This window comes from Streptomyces sp. NPDC001848 (assembly GCF_042891915.1).
In the GTDB taxonomy this organism is placed as follows: domain Bacteria; phylum Actinomycetota; class Actinomycetes; order Streptomycetales; family Streptomycetaceae; genus Streptomyces.
On sequence record NZ_JBIATP010000008.1, the window covers coordinates 75,825 to 94,517 of the forward strand.

Annotated in this window: 18 protein-coding genes and 1 pseudogene; 3 read left to right on the forward strand and 16 right to left on the reverse strand. The window is 69.6% G+C overall.

Annotated features, from left to right (window positions below; all coding sequences use genetic code 11):
* Positions 1 to 314: 314 nt before the first annotated feature.
* The 6 genes from ACFYZJ_RS17875 to ACFYZJ_RS17900 all read right to left on the reverse strand — a co-directional run bounded on the left by ACFYZJ_RS17875 (position 315) and on the right by ACFYZJ_RS17900 (position 5,320).
* Positions 315 to 2,387, reverse strand: coding sequence for a hypothetical protein (locus tag ACFYZJ_RS17875; RefSeq protein ID WP_388568789.1), 2,073 nt, complete (start codon positions 2,385 to 2,387; stop codon positions 315 to 317).
* The gene (locus ACFYZJ_RS17880; protein ID WP_388568791.1) at positions 2,387 to 2,824 is read right to left on the reverse strand and encodes a hypothetical protein; all 438 of its coding nucleotides are present in this window, start codon (positions 2,822 to 2,824) and stop codon (positions 2,387 to 2,389) included. The genes ACFYZJ_RS17875 and ACFYZJ_RS17880 overlap by 1 nt, the downstream gene beginning before the upstream one ends.
* 386 nt (positions 2,825 to 3,210) lie before the next feature.
* A complete protein-coding gene (locus ACFYZJ_RS17885) occupies positions 3,211 to 4,143 on the reverse strand; it encodes a hypothetical protein (protein ID WP_388568792.1) in 933 nt (310 codons plus the stop codon).
* Complete coding sequence (locus tag ACFYZJ_RS17890) at positions 4,140 to 4,496, reverse strand: PadR family transcriptional regulator (RefSeq protein WP_388568794.1); 357 nt, start codon at positions 4,494 to 4,496, stop codon at positions 4,140 to 4,142. Before ACFYZJ_RS17890 ends, ACFYZJ_RS17885 begins: the two co-directional genes overlap by 4 nt.
* Before the next feature lie 132 nt (positions 4,497 to 4,628).
* Positions 4,629 to 4,904: a hypothetical protein gene (locus ACFYZJ_RS17895; RefSeq protein ID WP_388568796.1), complete on the reverse strand. Its 276-nt coding sequence runs from the start codon at positions 4,902 to 4,904 to the stop codon at positions 4,629 to 4,631.
* An 11-nt stretch (positions 4,905 to 4,915) separates the two neighbouring features.
* Positions 4,916 to 5,320 carry a hypothetical protein gene (locus tag ACFYZJ_RS17900; RefSeq protein WP_388568799.1) on the reverse strand — a complete coding sequence of 135 codons (405 nt, stop codon included), beginning with the start codon at positions 5,318 to 5,320 and terminating at the stop codon, positions 4,916 to 4,918.
* 21 nt (positions 5,321 to 5,341) lie between these two features.
* Here ACFYZJ_RS17900 and ACFYZJ_RS17905 point away from each other — a divergent pair, with 21 nt between their 5' ends.
* The gene (locus tag ACFYZJ_RS17905; protein WP_388568802.1) at positions 5,342 to 5,908 is read left to right on the forward strand and encodes a hypothetical protein; all 567 of its coding nucleotides are present in this window, start codon (positions 5,342 to 5,344) and stop codon (positions 5,906 to 5,908) included.
* Positions 5,887 to 6,291: pseudogene (locus ACFYZJ_RS17910) on the forward strand (ATP-binding protein); the annotation flags it as partial. The gene ACFYZJ_RS17905 and the pseudogene ACFYZJ_RS17910, both read left to right, overlap by 22 nt.
* Positions 6,292 to 6,343: 52 nt before the next feature.
* Here the strand turns inward: ACFYZJ_RS17910 and ACFYZJ_RS17915 are convergent.
* Positions 6,344 to 6,982, reverse strand: a complete 639-nt coding sequence (locus ACFYZJ_RS17915) for an HAD family hydrolase (protein ID WP_388568804.1) — start codon at positions 6,980 to 6,982, stop codon at positions 6,344 to 6,346.
* 736 nt (positions 6,983 to 7,718) lie between these two features.
* The gene (locus ACFYZJ_RS17920) at positions 7,719 to 9,170 is read right to left on the reverse strand and encodes an amidase (protein WP_388569449.1); all 1,452 of its coding nucleotides are present in this window, start codon (positions 9,168 to 9,170) and stop codon (positions 7,719 to 7,721) included.
* On the opposite strand from ACFYZJ_RS17920, the gene ACFYZJ_RS17925 reads away from it, so the two are divergent.
* Entirely contained in the window at positions 9,169 to 9,519 is a 351-nt protein-coding gene (locus ACFYZJ_RS17925) for a hypothetical protein (RefSeq protein WP_388569498.1), read from the forward strand. The genes ACFYZJ_RS17920 and ACFYZJ_RS17925 overlap by 2 nt on opposite strands.
* A 1,303-nt stretch (positions 9,520 to 10,822) precedes the next feature.
* On the opposite strand, the gene ACFYZJ_RS17930 is transcribed toward ACFYZJ_RS17925, so the two are convergent.
* From ACFYZJ_RS17930 to ACFYZJ_RS17965, 8 genes are all read right to left on the reverse strand, one after another.
* Positions 10,823 to 10,969: a hypothetical protein gene (locus ACFYZJ_RS17930; protein ID WP_388568807.1), complete on the reverse strand. Its 147-nt coding sequence runs from the start codon at positions 10,967 to 10,969 to the stop codon at positions 10,823 to 10,825.
* 357 nt (positions 10,970 to 11,326) lie between these two features.
* Positions 11,327 to 12,211 carry an alkaline phosphatase family protein gene (locus tag ACFYZJ_RS17935; RefSeq protein WP_388568809.1) on the reverse strand — a complete coding sequence of 295 codons (885 nt, stop codon included), beginning with the start codon at positions 12,209 to 12,211 and terminating at the stop codon, positions 11,327 to 11,329.
* Between the two features lie 554 nt (positions 12,212 to 12,765).
* Positions 12,766 to 13,464, reverse strand: coding sequence for an XRE family transcriptional regulator (locus ACFYZJ_RS17940; RefSeq protein WP_388568812.1), 699 nt, complete (start codon positions 13,462 to 13,464; stop codon positions 12,766 to 12,768).
* Positions 13,461 to 13,844: an ATP-binding protein gene (locus ACFYZJ_RS17945; RefSeq protein ID WP_388568814.1), complete on the reverse strand. Its 384-nt coding sequence runs from the start codon at positions 13,842 to 13,844 to the stop codon at positions 13,461 to 13,463. The genes ACFYZJ_RS17940 and ACFYZJ_RS17945 overlap by 4 nt, the downstream gene beginning before the upstream one ends.
* A 137-nt stretch (positions 13,845 to 13,981) precedes the next feature.
* Positions 13,982 to 14,707: a lactate utilization protein C gene (locus tag ACFYZJ_RS17950; RefSeq protein ID WP_388568817.1), complete on the reverse strand. Its 726-nt coding sequence runs from the start codon at positions 14,705 to 14,707 to the stop codon at positions 13,982 to 13,984.
* A complete protein-coding gene (locus ACFYZJ_RS17955) occupies positions 14,704 to 16,161 on the reverse strand; it encodes a lactate utilization protein B (protein WP_388568820.1) in 1,458 nt (485 codons plus the stop codon). Before ACFYZJ_RS17955 ends, ACFYZJ_RS17950 begins: the two co-directional genes overlap by 4 nt.
* On the reverse strand, positions 16,158 to 16,931 hold the full coding sequence (locus ACFYZJ_RS17960; protein WP_388568822.1) for a (Fe-S)-binding protein: 774 nt from the start codon (positions 16,929 to 16,931) through the stop codon (positions 16,158 to 16,160). The genes ACFYZJ_RS17955 and ACFYZJ_RS17960 overlap by 4 nt, the downstream gene beginning before the upstream one ends.
* A gap of 20 nt (positions 16,932 to 16,951) precedes the next feature.
* Positions 16,952 to 18,661, reverse strand: a complete 1,710-nt coding sequence (locus ACFYZJ_RS17965) for an L-lactate permease (RefSeq protein WP_388568825.1) — start codon at positions 18,659 to 18,661, stop codon at positions 16,952 to 16,954.
* Positions 18,662 to 18,693: the final 32 nt, after the last annotated feature.

Consider the following 18,693-nt stretch of genomic DNA (forward strand, 5'->3'; position numbering starts at 1 on the left):
GCAAGTTCCTGGCCCGGCCTCTCCGCTGCCGACCACTGGCTCAGGGCCGCTCTAGGTGTCGCCGGGAAGGAAGCCGTGGGCGAAGGCGCTGAGCTCGCAGCCGGCGACGACGCTGGCAGTGGCTTTCCAGAGGGGCCGGTCGAGGGAGTTGCCCGCCCACAGCTGCCAGCGGGTATCCCGCGTCGTCAGTTCGGCTTCCGGGTCGAGGTCGCCGGTGCTGAACTCCAGGTCGGCTGCCGCCCTGAGTTACGCGTCAGCCCGTCCGGCAGGCACTCGCCCCTGGACGAAGGGATCAGGGGCCCCCGCGGCAACTCTCACTCCTGCCGGGTCAGACGTTCCTGCAACCGGGCATGCCGGAACTGGTACACGGGGCCGGTCACCCGCAACAGGTTGCGGTGGTGGGCATCCTCCAGGAAGGCCATCAGGCGCACAGGAGTGCGCTCCCGGAAGGCCAGTTGTACGGCGGTGAGGGCGGTGGCCACGGCGAGGTTGCCGGCAGGACCGGCGAACAACGCGGCCCACAGGCCGGCCACAAGACCCGTGGCAACGCCGTTGTGCAGCCCGTGGGCCCAGCCCATGAGGCAGGCGAAGAACAGTGCCACGGCGAGTCCGGACAGCAGCGCCAGCACCAGCCGTAGCCCGAGGTGGTGCCGCCACACGTCCCGTGGGCCGATCGACCGGCTCTCGGTCACCGTGCGTCGGGTCAGCCCTCTTCGCAGGCCGTCGAACCACGCTCCGGAGCCCACAGCGAGAATGAAGCCTCCGGCCATGAGCTGATACCCGGGTCCACTTGCCATGGTGGCGGCGAAGCCAAGCGGCAGCGCACTGAGCAAGTCGAGCCAGACCGGCATCGGCGGGTCCACAATGTGCGGGCCCAACAACCAGTTCAGGAGCCCGATGCCCAGCCAGACCCCCAAACCCATCTTGAGGGTCGCCGGGGAGAAGATGTCCCGCCATCCGGCGCTGGGCAGCGGCTGCCGGGCAGCCAGGAGGCTTGCCTGCCGCCCTGCCACGCACCCGGCGGCGACCGCCATGAGCGGTCCCGCCACCCAAGCGGACAAGGCGCCGGACGCCCGCCATAGGCCGAGGGCGTTGACGACCCCGTACACCACACCGACCACGATGCCGACGACGACCGCCCTCGGCCGGGGGTTCGCCCATCCCGGAATGTGCCACCAGGACAGATCGCCGGTTCCCTCTTGGGCGAGCCGGGCAGCGATGAATCGCAGCGTCCGCTCGGCCGTCTCTGGGGAGTGACGAGGCCGGGGATCCCAGTACCCTGGGGTGTATGCAGCCGCGACCGCGTGGTCGAGGAGGTGATCCTCGATCGTACGGGAGTCGGGGAAGCGGGCAGTGTCGAGCAGCTCGTCGACCGGGTCGTCTTCACGGTGGACATCCCGCACCAGGCTGATCGCCAACGGGCTGGAGAGCGCCTGGGCAACGGCGCTGTCGGGTTCTTCCAGCAGTCTGCGGGTGAGCCGATGCCAGGCGGGCGGCGGCGGGTCCGGCAGTTGGTTGAGCAGGTACTCGGCGGCGGCCTCTGACTTCACCGGTTGGATCTCCAAGCCGGCAGCCCCACGCAACCGCGCTTTCTGGGCGGTGCGTTCGGCCTCGTCGACCCGCGACGTCACCACCATCCGGAAGGGCGCGGATCCCAAGGCGCGCACCATGGCCCCCCGCAGTTTGCCCACGACCTCGTCGAGTCCGTCCAGGAACAGCGCGACGCGGCGCTCCTTCAGTAGCTGCCGTGCCTCCTCGGGCCCGCGGAACCGGTACTTGCGCGCGATCTGCGCCGCCGCCCAGTCCAGCGGGCTCTCCTTCCTGGGATCCCAGCCCTCCAGGGGCAGGAGCACCGGGACAGGGATGCGCCGCTGGTCCTCGGGCTTGGCCTCCCTCCGGTATTCGAGTGCCTTCAGCAGCAACAGCACCAAGGCTGCCGTCTTTCCCGCCGCCTCACGGCCGACCAGCAGAATCCGGCCGGAGGCCAGCCCGCCGTACACCTCGTGCAGTTCCTTCAGGCCACCGCCCTCCAGGAGCTGCTCGCGCGTGACCACACTCAGCCCGGGTAGCGGGCCGAAGTTGTGCCTCATACCCTCGGCGGTCGCTCCGGCGGCCCGGTCTGTCACCCTGCGCCCGCTCACCTCCCACCGCACGGGCAGCGGAGTCTCGTCCACGACCCGCGCTTTCAGGCGCCGCAGTCCGGCCTCCTTGTTCCACTCCTCCTCCACGGCGGCGGCCAGCGATTCGGCCATGGCGTCGAGTGGAGTCTGAGGCGTCAGGTGGTTGTGGACCACCATGGTGCCGTGATCGCCGACCACCATGTTCGTCGTGCCGTTGAACGTGCTCTTCGAGACCCCACCAGGGCCACGGGACCTGGAACGCCTCATCACGCGGAACCGAACTTGTTCTCCTGATGGTTGTGGTTGCCGGTCTGAAAGTTGGTCGGGCCGTTGAACGTGTTGCCCGACACCACCCCTCCGGCGGTCGCGTCCGGTGATCCGAACTCGCCTGCGATGGCACGCAGCTCGGCGGCTACCCGTTCCCTTTCCTGATCCCCCAGGGACTCCAGCAGCGAGGCGAACTCGCCCCGCCACAGCCGTGCGTGCACGATGCCGACCCGCTCCCGCTCGTCGTCCGAGGCTGCCGCCAGGGCGGTTGCGGTCCGGTCCAAGCGCTCCAGCGCCTCGGTTTCACGAGCGGGATCACCCCGGCCGATGAGCCGCGCCCCGCGCGCCCTGCACCAGGCCCAGAAATCCGTGCCGGCTGCCTGCACCACCGCCGTGCCGCCAGCCGCCGCAGCCGCCGTCATCGCCTCCGCCAACACTGTCAGTCGTCTCCCCGTCGTCAGGTGGTCCGGAATTCGGACCACACCCTCTTGCTGCCCGAAGGCCCCGGCTCCCACCCCACTCATCGAGCACCGCGTCCGGCAAGGCGAGCCCACGGTTCCGCTCCGCATCATGGGCCAACACAGCGCGTACCGAGAGCAGTTGGGAAAACCTACACATGAACTCCCCTGCAGCACCAACACTTGCACCGGTGGAAGGTATCGGACGACATGTGCGATCAATTCGGTCACGGCCAACTCAGCGGCGTCTGGCCATACCCCATTCGGGTGGATACGACCACATGACCGGCCGGATCGCTCAGCCAAGGCCGTGAAAGGCCCGAAGCTCTGGCCCGATCCGGGCCGCCGACCGGGCGCGGATCCCGCTATGCCGCGCTCGGTGGGGTTGTCTGGGCGCGGCGCCGGCGCGCGCGCAGGACGGAGACCGTGCTGCTGAGCAAAACCACGAGCAGGGCGCCCACGCCCGCGGGGGTAAGCGGGTAGAGCAGCGACGCAGTCATCTGCAGCGCGATGGGAAGCAGAGCCACCGCCAGACCCGCGGCAAGCAACCGGTCACGCCTGCTGAAGAGCAGAGCGACCGCGAAGGCCCCGGCCCAGAGTGTATGGGTGATCAGCGGGCCTCCCTTCAGGGGGTAGTAGGCGCTGACGAGGAGCGCCACCCACAGCGCGACGGCCAGCGCGGTGGTGCCGGCGATCGCGGCGCGCTGTGGCTGGGAGGGGCCGAGCAGGTCCCTGGGTGCCGCGAGGACGACGGCGCCGGTGAGCAACGGCACGATCAGGTTCAGCGCAGCGCCCGCGTAGGTGCTGGCGAAGAGGTGGGAAAGCAGGAGCAGGGGGAGGTCGGCCAGCCGCAGCACCGTCGCCGGCACGACCAGTGCCCGGGCCACACTCCAGCGCCCGGTCCAGACGGCCGCGAGTGCCGCCAGCCAGAGCAGCGGCATGAGGCCCTGGTTGGCCAGGAAGAGCATGCCCGGGAGTGAGGAGGAGCGCGGGATCCGGATGCCGGGGGCGACGAACCACAAGAGGTTCGCCACGCTGCCGCCCGTCGCGACGGCGACCGTCAGCGGTGCCGCATGCGCCAGGACCTGACCGGCAGTCCGGTCCGAGCCGAGGCCGGTGCGCCGCCGCAGGCCGTGGCCGGCGACGTCGAGCGCCTCTCGCAGTCGGCCAAGTGGGCCGGCGTCCTTCGTGGCCTCGGCGTAGATCGCGCTCAACTCGGCTTCGTGCTCGGCACGGTAGGCGGCCGGGTGGAAGCGCAGGGCCCAGCGGAGGGGGCGCGGCGGGTGCTGCTCCGTCATGCCAGGGCACCTTTCGGGCGGATGGCGGGGGCGTTGCGGGCGGCCATCCGGCGTTCCGCCTCGGCGACGACGGCGCGCAGCCGCTCCATCTCGGCGGCCAGCGTGGAGCGACCGGGCTCGGCAAGGGCATAGACCTTGCGGGCCCGGCCGTCGACGACCTCCTCGCGCTCGACCCGGATCAGGCCCTGCTGGAGCAGCCGGTCCAGCGCGCCGTACAGGGTGCCGGTGCGCATCCGCACGCGGCCCTGGGAGATCGCGTCGATCTCCTGGATCAGTCCGTAACCATGCCTGGGCTCGTCGGCCAGGGCGGTGAGCAGGAGCAGCGTCGGCTCCTGAAGCGGTCGGTCACTCATGCCACCTATATATATCGGTGACCAGCATATGTTGTCGAGTGGCGCATCCACTCCGCAGCTTGTAAAACCCGATCTGCCGCCTTGGGGTGCTCCTCCGCCATCGGGTTTGCGATCTGTGAGGGTTCGCCCTTTTCAGGCTGTAGCCGACAGCACGCGGTTTCGCCCATCCCGGCCGGTAACCGACTGGAGCGGGCGGCGCACAGTGCCGGGCCAGGGGCCGTCGGCCGACCGTGCGAGTCCGCTTATGGTCTGCCCGCTCAGGTCAGTTGTTCTGGGCTGTCGGTTGATGTCGGCCGCGGCGAGGTGTTCGGCGTGCTGGGTTTTGGCGCGCAGGGCGGCCAGGGTCTCCTGCAGGCCGGCGACCTCGCCGAGCCAGACTTGTTGACGGGCCTCGGTGGCTTTGTTCACGAGTTGCGTCGTCAGTTGTTCACGGGTTTGGGAGGCACCCGGATCCACGGTCGGGTGATGTTCACGAGTTTTGACGGCACGGGGGTTCTTGCCTGGGCAGCATCGGGGTGTTCCTGGTGAAAGGCCCTGGTCATGCCGCAGATGTCGAAGGTCGAGCTGTACGCGGCGATCCGGCGAGACCACCGCGGCGGCATGACGATGCGGGAGATCGAGCGCAAGTACAACGTGTCGTGGCGGACGGTCCGCAGGGCTGTGGACTCGGTCTGGCCGGAGCCGCGGAAGAAGCTGCCGCCGCGGCCGACGGCGCTGGATCCGTACAAGTCGTTGATCGACGGATCCTGCGGGCGGACCTGGATGCGCCGCGCAAGCAGCGGCACACGGTCACGAGGATCTACCACCGACTGGTCGACGAGCATGGCGCCGATGTCTCCTACCAGATGGTCCGGCGTTACGTCGCGGACCGGAAGCCGCGGATTCTGGTGGAGTCGGGCAAGGCTCCGCTGGAGGCGTTCGTGCCACAGACGCACCAGCCCGGTATGGAGGCCGAGGTCGACTTTGGTGACGTGAGCGTGCGCCTCGCTGGCGAACTGGTGACCTGCTGCTTGTTCTCCTTCCGCCTGTCGTACTCGGGCAAAGCCGTCCACCGCGTCTTCGCTTCCTGCGGCCAGGAAGCCTTCTTCGAAGGGCACGTGCACGCCCTGCGGGCGCTGGGCGGTGTCCCACGGAGCAAGGTCCGCTACGACAACTTGAAGGCCGCTGTTGCCCGGGGGCTGGGGCTGAGCCGGGCCAGGGTGGAGACGGACCGGTGGATCGCCTTCAAGTCGCACTTCGGGATCGGGAGTTTCTACTGCAGGCCCGGCATCGACGGCGCCCACGAGAAGGTCGGGGTCGAGGGGCAGATCGGCTACTTCCGGCGCAACCACTTCACCCCGGTGCCCGATGTCGCCTCGCTGGCGGAGCTGAATGAGCTGGTCGAGCAGCGCTGGGCACCGAGGCCGCCATGAAAGGCTACCGCGTGCGCTACACGCTCGCCACGCAGCTGGTGAACGAGCTGGTCGAGGCCGCCGACGAGAAGCAGCTGAACAAGACCATCGCCCGCTACGGCCGCGTCGGCCTGCTCTGCATCGACGAACTGGGATACATGGAACTGGACCGGCATGGCGCCGAGCTCCTCTTCCAGGTCTTGACCGAGCGCGAGGAGAAGAACAGCGTCGCCATCGCCTCCAACGAGTCCTTCGGCGGCTGGACGAAGACCTTCACCGATCCCCGTCTGTGCGCCGCCATCGTCGACCGGCTCACTTTCAACGGCACCATCATCGAGACCGGCACCGACTCCTACCGTCTGGCCAGCACCCGAGCCCGAGCCGAACACGCAGAAGCGGGCTGACCAACCGCTCCACCGCCTGGCCGGCAACCGCTGAAGGCCGACCAGGCCGACGTCATCCGAGCGGGACACGCCCTGCAACCCGAGGAACAGAGTCCAGATGAGCTGCGATCCGCGTGATCGTCCTGGCGTTGTCCTCGAACAGATGCGCCTGCATGCCCGCCACCTGGGCCGCCTCAACGTTTACGGCGAAATCGTCGATGAAGAGGCAGTTCTCCGGCCGCACCTCCAGGCTGGCACACGCGGCCTCGAAGGCACGTGGGTCCGGCTTCTCGATGCCGATCTCGTGCGAGTACACGATCTCTTCGACCAGTTCGTCGAAGTGGTACAGCGCCGTCTCCCGCTCCCGGGCACCGACGAAGCTGTTGCTCAGGATGCCCAGCCTGCAGCTTCCCCGCAGCCCTCGCACATAGGCGATGAGTTCCTCGTTAGGCGTTCCCAGGTATTCCGCCCAAAGATCCGCCATGAACGCTTCCACCTGGGACGCGTCGAGCCCCAGGCGTGCCGCCACCTGCTCGTGAACCTCTCGTTCGCTGATGCTCCCGATGCTCCCGGCCTGCCACACGTCGCGCATCCGCTCGTGCACAGTGCCCGGCGGCAACACCAACCGCTCTTCCCACCGCTGCACCCACCCCGTTTCCGGCGTGATCTCCAGCACGCCACCAATATCAAGAATGACGCATGTCGCCGTCACTCGGACTCCCCCTCTTCGTCTGGCCGACTGGCGAGCACATACCGCCCGCTCATGTGATCTACGGAGACACTGTTGTCCTTCCTGCTGGGGCAAGGTCAAGCGATCTTGGAACCTTGTGGCAGCCCTGTTGCGAGCCGCGACACGACTCGGCTGCATCAGCAGGTGCCTTCAAAACTCATGACGATCCGCGGAGTCCTCGGCCGGGCAACGACGTCAGAACTCGTCAACAAACGCTGTCGCAAGAAGTGAACGAAGCCACATTCCCCATGATCGGGAGTTATACCGAACGTTTTACAGTCCCGAGCGTGATCGCCGACCTGATTCCAGCACGCTCGCAGATGGAAGTTCCGTGACGTGCAACGCCTGATGGTGACGGCGGGAACTGACCGCGGATGTTGGTGAGTTGTCACCGCGGGTCGCGGCGTCGGGCTTGGTCAATGTCGGTCTGAAGTGGCCGCACTGTTCGGGAGCCGGCGTTGGTGCCCTCGTCGGAGTCGAGGTGGTCCAGTGGTTGTTCCCGCTGGTCAGTGGAAAGACAACATCCATGGCGGATCTTCGGTATTCCCATCAGACGCGAAGGCTTCGCGTCTGATGCGAACACGATCCGGCTGACGAGGCGACTGGACAGCCCGCCGGCATGGCCGGTCCCGCGTGTCAGGTCGCGAGCGTCAGGACCAGCCCCAGCCCTCGTTCGTCATCCGCTCCTCATCCTCGACTGACACCCGGTGGTTACGCCCTACCTCGGTGCCTGAAAGCCGCCGATCCTCTGCTCGAGCAGTTCGGCCAGCCGCAGCGGGGTGCGGTCCTCGAACATCGGACCGATGAGCTGCACTCCCACCGGCAGGCCCTCAGGGGTCCGGCCCGCTGGTATGGCGGTGGCGGGCAGGCCGGGCATGGTGGCCAGACCGGCCCAGACAAGCTGGTCGAAGTACGGGTACTCGACGCCGTCGATGTCGAGCCGGCGTTCCAACAGATCGGGGTTGTGGTCGTGCGGGAACGCTGGAGTCGGCGTGATCGGGCACACCACGGCGTCGAACTCGGCGAAGAACTGCCGCCAGCCGTGACGGTGGAGCTCTCGATGATTGTTCGCCTCCATCCAGTCGCGGTGGCTCAACACCATCCCGCGCAGCCGCGCCGCGTCGAGACTCTGGTCGTCTGCGCTCAGTGCGGCGGCGCGGGTCCGCAGCTGCTCGTACGCCTCGACGGGAAAACGCGCAACGGAGCCCGAGAACAGCAACTGCGTGTAGAGCGTCGCGGCTTCGGCCAGGTCGGGCAGCAGCGGACTGTGCCGTTCGACGCGGGCACCGCCGTCGACAAGCGCGTCGGCCACCCGGTTCACGCCCGCCCGCACAGCGGACCCGGTCGGAATGAACGGATGCTCGTCGAGGACCAGGACCCGGAAGTCGCTCAGCCGCCGGTGGCGCGCGGGCGGCAGGGTCAACTCGTACGCCACGCCGAGCGTCAGCGGGTCCGGCCCGGCCATGACATCGAGCAGGAGCGTGAGGTCGCGGGCGGTGCGCGCCATCGGACCGACGACGGCGAGGTCGAGGTCGACCGGCAATGCCGGCGTGGTTGGCGGGACCATACCGCGGTTCGCCACCAGCCCGAGTGTCGGCTTGTGCGCGTAGATGCCGCAGAAGTGCGCGGGGGTGCGCAGCGAGCCGGCGATGTCGGAGCCGAGGGACAGCGCGCCGAATCCAGCCGCCAGGGCCGCCGCTGATCCGCCGGAGGACCCGCCCGGCGTACGATCGTGATCACACGGGTTGTTGGTGGTGCCATAGATCTCGTTGAAGCTCTGCAGATCCTGCAGCCCCAAGGGCACATTGGTCTTACCGAGCACCACCGCGCCGGCGGCCCGGAGCCGCGACACCTGTACCGCGTCCTCGGCCGGCACATAGTCCCGGTACTGCGGCATGCCCCAAGTCGTGGGCAGCCCAGCGATGTTGTAGGACTCCTTGACCGTCACCGGAATACCGAGCAGTGGCCGATCCTCGCCGCGGGCGCGCGCCTGGTCGGCACTGCGCGCGGCGGCCCGCGCACGGTCGAAGTCCCGCACGCAGATCGCGTTGATCATCTTGTCGTCCCGCTCGATACGGGCAATCGCCTCGTCGGTCAGCTCCACCGAGGTCACTTCACCGGCACGCAAGGCAGCCACGAGTTCCTCGGCCGTCGGAAGATTCCACTCCATGAATCGACCGTATCGGCCTCTGGAAGAGGTCATAAAATGCCGGTTCACACAACGGGATAGATGTCCCAACTCATCATGTTGCTTTCCGGCCACAGAAAATTCGCCGACCGCTGGCCATGGCGACGCGCGGCGCACCTACGGAGATGGTCACGACGGAGACGCCCAAACCGCCCTGCGCATCCTGCGGGACCTGGCCCGCCTCCTGACCGAGCACCGCGGCAAGGATGACTGGGCCCTGGTGGACGTGCACGACATCGCAGCCTTCCCGGCGGTCTTGCCCAATGCCCGCAAGCGTCGGCTGGTGGTGCTGCGCCAGTTCTTCTCCAACCGGATAGGTTCGCCGGGTTGACGGGTCATTCCTTCTCGGAGGCAGCTGCGAGGTGGCGGCGGCAGAGGTCGGCAGCCGTGAGGTGGGGTGTGTGCAGCGCATCGGCGTAGAGGGGCTTCCCAGTGCCTCGCGGTAGGTGTCCTCGCCCCCCCAGCAGACGGTGCCTGAGCTCGTCGCGGAGCGCGGGATCCGTTGTGAGCAAGGTAAGCATCTCCTCGCCCACCTGGTCTCCGGCTTCCGCGCGCGCAATCAGGGTGTCGACGTCCCGGGCGAGCGTCCCACCATCAGATGCCCATAATTCAGGCGCCTCCCCGCGCATAGCACGGACCGTAGCCACAATCTCCTCGTCGCCCGTCTTCCCCCCAAGCAGTCATCAGCCGACAACCGTAGCTCAGGTGCCTGGGCCTGAATGCGTGGTTCCAACAACGGCTGAACGCACGACTTTCCGCGCTGGACGGCAAGCTGGTCGTATGGGACGCCGCCGGGCGCCTCGCGTTCGAGCGCTCAGCATCGGCTCCGGCAACGTCCACGTCACTACCGGATCCCTCCCACCGCGCTCGGTTGCAGAGTGACGGGGGCGCTTGAGCCAGGTGCGGACGGCGCACGGCCGGTCTTTGAGGGCTTCCCCAAGGTTGAGTCCCCGGACGCGCGGTCCTGGTCGACTGGGGTCACCAAGCCCGAGCCGGCGGGCGGTCAGTGGCCGGCCGCGGCACGGGCGCCGCCCATCTGGCCCGGCTGTACGGCGCTTTGGCCGAGGCCGTCCTGATCAAATTGGCCGACCGCCTGCGGGGCTCCGCGTGGCACTGACCACCGAGGCGTGGTCAGGCACACCCGTGGATCGCGGTGGGTCTCGCTGAGCTGATCAGGGCCGGGGAGGTTGCCGCCGACGAGGTGGAGGCGGGTGCCCGGTCTGCCCTTGACCGTATGGGCACGGAGTTGAACGCCCTGCCCGGCGAGTTGCTCACGCAGGGCCGGCCATCCTGTCTTCGCCCCGCGTCACAACGCGCATATTCCGCGACTTCCATGCGCGGCATGTTTCCAGACCCAACCCGGGGGTCGAACGCTTTTCCACAGACGACAGTCGCGACGCAAATATCCGCCTGGGGAGCAACCTATGAAGCGTCCAGGGGAAATGGACCCCTTCGGCGCCGTGAGAACCATCAGTCCATCCACCCATCACCCGCACCCCTGGCGCAGCAGGTGTGGTCGGCCACCGACCACGACCGAGTTCTAATCCCTGGTTCGGGTGCGATCGTTCGGCCGCCCGTGGCTGATGCCTGGTGAGGGGGCCTGCGGCGCCCCTGATCCACCCGGCTCATGGTGGTCATGACCGTGGGTGAACGCGCGTAGGGGTATCCCCGGCGTCGAGGCCGCGCACCTCGCCGAACAGCCGCTCCATCGCGCCGTGCCGCAGCCGGTCGGCATCCTCGATCGAGTCGGGCCCCGCGCACATCGCGCCAACGAGGCTCATCGACTCGGCGGTCCAATTCACCCCAAGGACCGTTCGCAACACCGGCGTCCCCACCTCTGGGCGGCCACCTTCGGCACGACCACGTCAGCCCGTGGTCGAAGGCGTCTGTTTCGGCGGATGCGGGAACCGGTGGGATTCGAAACCACGACCGGGCAGGGCAGGTTCCGCCCCTCACCCCGTCTCCCGGCCATGCGGGGAAATCAGCCGTGACCGGTGCAATCGGCCACACTCTGCCACGGCCCGCGCCCTACGGGATTGCGCTGTCCCCGGTGTCGACAGGGCCGCCGCCTCCTGCGAGGCGGCGGCCTGATGCTCTTTCACCGCTGCGGAACGGTGTTGCGGAAAGCCCGCCCGAGGTCAGTTCCAGATACCGGTGATGTCGGAGGCGTTGGCCCCGGCCCCCGCGTGGGTGGTCAGCCCGGCCAGGTCCTCAAGGGTGCGCAGGGTGTTGTAGTGGTTGTACTGCGTCGAGGTGGAGCTGCCCGGCGCCACGTGCGCACCATAGAAGACGGTGGCGATGTGGTTGTTGTGCGTGCTGTCGTCCTCGTCGAAGGTGACGGCCAGGATGCTGTTGTGGCTCTGGGCCCAGGTGGCGTAAGCGCTGAGGTTGTTCTTCAGCCAGTTGTCGCCGGTCGTGATGGAGCAGTCGTGCATGTCGTCGCACAGGTTCGGGATGACGAACGACACCTTCGGGAGGGTGGTGTAGTCCGTCGGGAACTGCGTGAAGGTGTAAGCGGTGTTCAGCGGCACGTTACTGAAGGCGAACCACGGGTTGTGCTTCTGGGCGTACTTGGTGGAGGACTTGGTGCACACCGTGGAGCCCTGGGAGGGCAGGCCCTCGTTGTAGCTGCCCCACGTCTTGCCCGCGGCGAGGAGCTCGGAGCCGAGGTTCGCGGCACTGCTGAACTGCGGGGTGTAGCAGTTGTCGTTGGTGATGCCCTGGTTGTTACCGGAGAACAGGTCCAGGTAGTTCGGCTGGCTGGGGTGCGTGATGGCGTACGACTGGGTGAGGTTGCCGCCACCGGCCACCAGCGTGTTGTTCAGGTACGGGGCGCTGGAGCTGCCGATGACCTGCTCGTAGGCGTGGTTCTCGAACACCACCACGACGACGTGGTCGGGGGCGGGGAGCGTGGCGGCCTGTGCAGCCGGGGCGCCGGCCCACACCCCGACCAGAGCGGCGGGCAGGGCGGCGACCAAGGCGAGCGTCCGACGAGAGCGCTTGATGCGCGACAGCAGGGACACGGGAGACCTCCTGAGTGAGCGGCGGAAAATGCGTGGAGGTTGTTCACCGACCAGGGCCCTTCCTGATCAGGCGGTAGGAGAGTAGGGGAGCTCTTGCGTCGGTACAGCCGACCGGACATGAAGAGACGTCAAACAGCCGCGAGCCGCCCGGGATTCATCCGCCCCTTGTATTCACCTGCCGGAGGTTGTACCCGGGCGCCAGGCTTGGAACCGAAGGTTCCCACCAGCAGGGCTGAAGCCAGGACTGCTGCGTAGCGACCGGCGGCTGGAGTCGACGCGCAGGGCTCCGCCGCCAAGGCTCGGAGCAGTTGCGGAACCCGGCCGACGCGGGTCGGCCGGGTTCCGGGATCAATGACGGGCAGGGGTGCCCCCAGTCGCTGCGGCGGCCGCGGCCGCGGGCGCGGCGGACCGAGCGGCGGACCCCGGGCCGCCGCCACCGCCATCCACGTCCTCCGTCCCACTGACAGGGACGGACCGGGTCCGCCCCGCCTCATCAGTCGTCGCGCGGAGGGCCTTCCGCACGACGACTGCAATGGATCGCTCTGCCACGGCGCCTACGCCGTCTCCCCGGCCTCCAGTCTTCGACAGAACACCTCCACGATCTCGTCCAGGAAGGCCCGGGCGTCCTCGCCGGGGTTCAGTGTGATTGTGTCGGCGCCCCAGTCGAGGGTGCCGGTGAGGGACTGGTACTGGGCGTGCAGGTGGCGGAGGGCTCCTTCGATGCGGGGGCGCGGGCCGGGCACCAGGCGCTGGACCGGGCGCACGTAGCCCTGCCAGCGGGTGATGACCGCGCGGCGCAGGAACTCGGCCAGTCGGCCGGCCCGGCCGGTCACTTCCAGGTGGGCCGCGAGCGGCAGCGCCAGCGTCTCGGTGAGCCGGGCGGCCTGAGCCCGAGTCAGATGCCAGCGGCCGCTTCGTTCCATCTCCTCGTAGGCTGCCGGCGTGATGCCGAGCCGCAGCGCGACGTCGGCGGCCGCGGTCCCACGGGCGAGTCGGTGCTCGCGTGCGGTGCGCGGCGCGGCCATCAGATCGCCGACGGAGCACCACAGTGCCCCCGCCAGTGCGGTCAGTTCCCTCTCGGTGGGCGCCTGCAGGCCTGATTCCCAGCGGGTCACGGTCAGCGGCGTCACGTGCAGGCCGTGGGCGGCCCCCATCACGGCCGCCACCTGTGCCGGGTGCATCCGCAGCAGCAGGCGTGCCCGGTGCGCTGCGCGGGGGTCGAAGGGGGGCCTGCCGGGCACTTGCGGGGTCACTGCTCGCTCCTTGGTCGGGGCAGGCATGCCCAGGCGCAGGAGCCCGCCGGGGTGCGCTGCACGCCGCAGTCGGTGGCGTGCGCATGCACCAGGTACAGGCCTCGGCCGGTCTCGGCGAGTTGCCCGGCCGGGTCGTAGTGGTGTGCGGGGGTTTGCCCCCGCCAGATCCCGTCGTCCTGCACGCGGATCACGATCTTCTCCGCGGTACAGTCCAGGCGCAGGGTCACCCCGGTCGCGCCGCTGTGCAGCACAGCGTTGGTGACGAGCTCGGAGACCACGATGCGGGCGGCGTCGGCCACCTCCTCCCCCACGTGCCACCGGCTGAGCTGGGTGACCGTGAACGACCGGGCCAGCGCGGCCGCGCGGCACTCGGCGCGCATCGCGCACACCGCCACGCTGCTCGGGGGTGGATCGCCTCGGGACCTGCGCTGTCGTGCGGGCGAGGGCCGGTCCGCCCGGGCGCTCGGCTCGCACCGGGCCACGGGAAGGAGATGACGTGCAAGATGGCGCATGGACATCACGGCTCCGCGGGATCGTCGATGGGCCGGTGGTCTTCGGGCGGGGGCGGTGGCTCGGCGGCGACGACCAGGACCTCCAGGGTGCGTGGGCCGTGTACGCCCTCCACCCGCTTCATCTCGATGTCGCTGGTGGCCGATGGGCCGGAGACGAAGGTCAGCGGCCGGGCCGGGTCCAGGCGGGCCAGGGCCTGGGGGACCGAGCGCACGATCCGCTCGGCCGGGACCACGCACAGGTGGTAGTCGGGCACCAGGGTCAGCGCCCGGCGCCCCTGTCCGAGGCCGCCGTCGAGGACGAACGTTCCGGTGGCCGCCACGGCGGTTGCCGCGGTGGTGACCGCGCCGTCGACGGCGTCCAGCGCGCCCAGGCCCACGGGCGGGTCGTCATCGAGCACGCGAACCCCGGCCAGGCCGGCGCGCCACCGCTCGGGGAACCCGTGCGGAACCACCACCGTGCCGACACTCCGCCCGGTGAGCGCCTCGGCGATCGCGGAAGGCGCCGCGCTCGCGTCGACCAGGCGTGCCGAGGCCCCGTAGTCGGCGAGGCGTTCCAAGAAGAGCGCGACCGTCTGCGGCGACCCGGCCTCCCACGGGCGTCCCCCGCCCGCGTTGCGGTAGCCGCGCGGCAGCTGCGCGTAGCTCTGCTCGACCGCGGACGAGTCGCCCACCGAGCTCCGGATGCGGGCCAGTACCTCCTCGCGGGCGGTCGAACGGGATGAAACCGTCATGGGTGCGTCCTCCTCCACCAGGTACGGAAGCTCTCCGGGGCGGGAGCCGGCAGGTCGCGCGCGTCGGTCCACCCCGCGAGCGGGCCGGGCAGCCGACGGATCCGCCCGTCACGGCGCACCAGCCGGGCCGCGGCGGCCGCCATGCGCTGCGCCCCGGCCAGCCGGCGCGGGGAGGACAGCGTCCAGCGCGCCGCCACCATCACCAGCCGTTCCCATCCCGGGAGCGGGCGCCGACGCTTGCTGTCCACCACGCGGGCGCGCAGGTGGACCAGGACCTCGGGGATGTTGATCTTGACTGGGCACACCTCGTAGCAGGCACCGCACAGCGTCGAGGCGTAGGGCAGCGAACGGTCCACCGCGGAGGCGGTGCCGCGCAGTTGGGGGCCGAGAATCGCGCCGATCGGGCCCGGGTAGACGGACCCGTAGGCGTGCCCGCCCACCCGTTCATAGACCGGACAGACGTTGAGGCAGGCCGAACAGCGGATGCAGTTGAGCGCCTGCCGGCCGATCGGGTCGGCCAGGGTTGCGGTGCGTCCGCCGTCGAGGAGGACGACGTGGAACTCCCGGGGCCCGTCGTGGTCGGCCGTCCCGGTCCAGCTCGAGGTGTAGGGGTTCATCCTCTCGCCCGTGGAGGACCGGGGCAGCAGCTGGAGAAAAATCTCCAGGTCCTGCCAGCGCGGAACGACCTTCTCGATGCCGGCCAGGCAGATCAGGGTCTCGGGAAGGCTCACGCACATGCGCCCGTTGCCCTCCGACTCGGCCACGACGACCGTCCCGGTCTCGACGACCAGGAAGTTGGCGCCGCAGATGCCCACCTGGGCGCGCAGGAACCTCTCCCTCAGGTGCCGCCGGGCCGCCTCCGCCAACTCGTGCGGTTCGTCGCCGAGGGGACCGGCGTCCCCCGGGTCGTCGCCGGCCGTGCCCGTGCCCATCTCGCGGCGGAAGATCTCCCGGATCTCCGCGCGGTTGCGGTGGATGGCAGGCACCAGGATGTGCGAGGGCCGGTCCTGGCCGAGCTGCACGATCAGTTCGGCCAGGTCCGTCTCGTACGCGCGGATCCCGGCCTGCTCCAGCGCGGTGTTGAGGCCGGTCTCCTGGGTGGCCATCGACTTGACCTTGACCACCTCGCTCCGGCCGGTCCGCCGTACCAGGTCCGCCACGATGCGGTTGGCCTCCGCCGCGTCGCGGGCCCAGTGCACGCTGCCACCCGCGGCGGTGACCCGCTCCTCGAACTGCAGGAGGTAGTGATCCAGGTGGCGCAGGGTGTGCTCCTTGACCGCCCGCCCGGCCTCGCGCAGCTCCTCCCAGTCGGGCAGCTCGCCGACCGCCTCGGCGCGCTTGTCGCGGATGGTGCGGGTCGCCTCGGCGAGGTTGCGGCGCAGTTGCGCGTCGCCGAGGGCGTCGCGCGCCGCCCGAGGAAACGCCGGCATGCCGAGGAACGTCGTGCCGCTCACCGGTGGGCCACCTCCTCCCCGGTATGGGGCGCGGACGCCGGCTCGCCCTCGGTGGACGCCAGGATCTCGGCGAGGTGGAGGGTGCGCACACCGGTGCGCAGCCGGGTCAGCGCGCCGCCGATGTGCATCAAGCAGGAGTTGTCCGTGGCGCACAGCACCTCGGCTCCGGTGTCGAGGACGTGCCGGACCTTGTCCGCGCACATGGCCACAGAGGTGTCGGCGTTCTTCAGCGCGAAGGTGCCGCCGAAGCCGCAGCACTCCGCGGCCGACGGCAGCTCCACCAGGTCGATGCCGCGTACGGCCCGCAGCAGCGCGAGGGGTTGGCGGACCGCCTTGAGCATCCGCAGCGTGTGGCAGGTGGGGTGGTAGGTGACCCGGTGCGGGAAGTACGCGCCGACGTCCACCACACCGAGAACGTCGACCAGGAATTCGGAGAGCTCGTACACCGGCGGGGTGCGGCGCACCGCCGCCGCCAGCCGGGGCTGGCCGGCCACCTCGGCCACCCGCCCGTGGTATTCGCGGACCATGGCAGCGCACGAGCCGGAGGGGGTCACGACGGCGTCATAGCCGTCGAAGGCCTCCGTGAAGCGGCGGACCAGCGGCACGCACTCGCGCTGGTATCCGGTGTTGAAGTGCATCTGGCCGCAGCAGGTCTGCCCGGCCGGGAAGTCGACGGTGCAGCCCAGCCGTTCCAGCAGCCTGACCGTCGCCCGGGCGGTGCCGGGGAAGAGGGTGTCGTTGAGGCAGGTGACGAACAACGCGGTGCGCATGGTCACTCCAGTTCGGAAGTTCACGGAAGCATCCCCGCCAGGACGCCGGACTGCAGGTAGACCAGCGCGCACAGCGCCAGCAGCAGGCCCAGGCTCCATCTGACGGCTCCGCGCAGCAGGTCCGACTCCCGGCCGGCCAGGCCCACGGCGGTGGCGGCGATGGTGAGGTTCTGCGGGCTGATCATCTTGCCGAGGACGCCCCCGGAGGTATTGGCGGCGACCAGCAGCGTCGGTGACAGGCCGGCCTTGGCTGCGGCGGTCTGCTGCAGCGTGGCGAAGAGCGCGTTGGCGGAGGTGTCCGACCCGGTGACGGCGGTGCCCAGCCAGCCGAGTACCGGGGAGAGAAACGCGAAGGCGGTACCGGTGCCGGCGATCCAGGATCCGATGGTTATGGTCTGGCCGGAGAGGTTCATCACGTAGGCGAGGGCGAGCACCGCGGCGATGGTGAGCACGGCCCAGCGCAGTCTGAAGAGCGTGGCACCGAACTCGCGGACGGCCGCGGCCGGGGTGATGCGGTAGGCGGCGGTGACCAGCAGGCCGGACAGCAGCAGCAGGGTGCCCGGGGAGGACAGCCACGGAAGGTGGTAGACGGTGGTCGAACTGACCTTGCCGGCAACGGTGAGGACCTGGCCGTCGAGACCGGGCCAGTGGATGTCGGCGGTCGTTGCGGCCAGCGCCCGCTGCACCGGCTTGACCAGGTTGGCGACCGAGAAGACGGCGATCACCACGAGGTAGGGCAGGAATGCCATCAACAGGCGGGGGCCGGGGATCGCCTCCCACGGTCCCTGGGTGGTGCCGGACGCCTCCGACCGGATCCGGGTGCCCACCGCGGCGGCGGGGCCGGGTGCTGGGGCGGAGCCTGCCGGGCCGTCGGAAGCCTGCGGGTGGACTGCGCTCAGATCGGCGCGGGCCTGCTCGCCTCCGCGTGGCTGCCACAGGCGCAGGAAGACGACGACGGCGGCCAGGGCGGCGAGTGCGGCGATGATGTCGGTGAGCTCGACCGAGAGGAAGTTGGAACTGGTGAACTGGGCCAGCGCGAAGACCGCCCCGCACACCAGGGCCACCGGCCAGGTCTGGCGGACACCGCGCCGGCCGTCGACCAGCGCGACCAGCAGCAGCGGCACGAAGAGCGCGAGCAGCGGCGTCTGCCGCCCCACGTACGCGCCGATCTCGGTGTAAGGAATCTTCGTCAGACCGCCGGCAGTGATGATCGGGATGCCGATGGCGCCGAAGGCGACGGGAGCGGTGTTGGCCACCAGGACGGTGAGCGCGGCGCGGAACGGCGAGAAGCCGAGGGCCATGAGCATCACGCCGGTGATCGCCACCGGGGCGCCGAATCCGGCGAGCGCTTCCAGCAGGCCGCCGAAGCAGAAGGCGATGATCATCGCCTGGACCCGAGGATCGTCGCTGATCAGGTGAAACGCCTGGCGCAGATCCTCGAAACGCCCGGTCATGACGGTCAGCTGGTACAGCCAGATTGCGGTGACCAGGATCCACACGATCGGGAAGAGGCCGAACGCGGCGCCCTCGCCCGCGGACAGTAGCGCGAGGCGGGCGGGCATGTGGTAGCCCGCGACGACGACCGCAACGGCGACGGAGGCGAGCCCGGCCCAGTGGGCGCGCAGCCGCGCACCGCCGAGCAGCACGAACAGGGTGAGCAGGGGAACTGCGGCCACGAGAGCGGACAACGCGAGGCTGCCTGCGACTGGCGAGAGGTGGGGCTGGTACATGGAGGACCCTCGTCTACCTTGGTCAGACCATA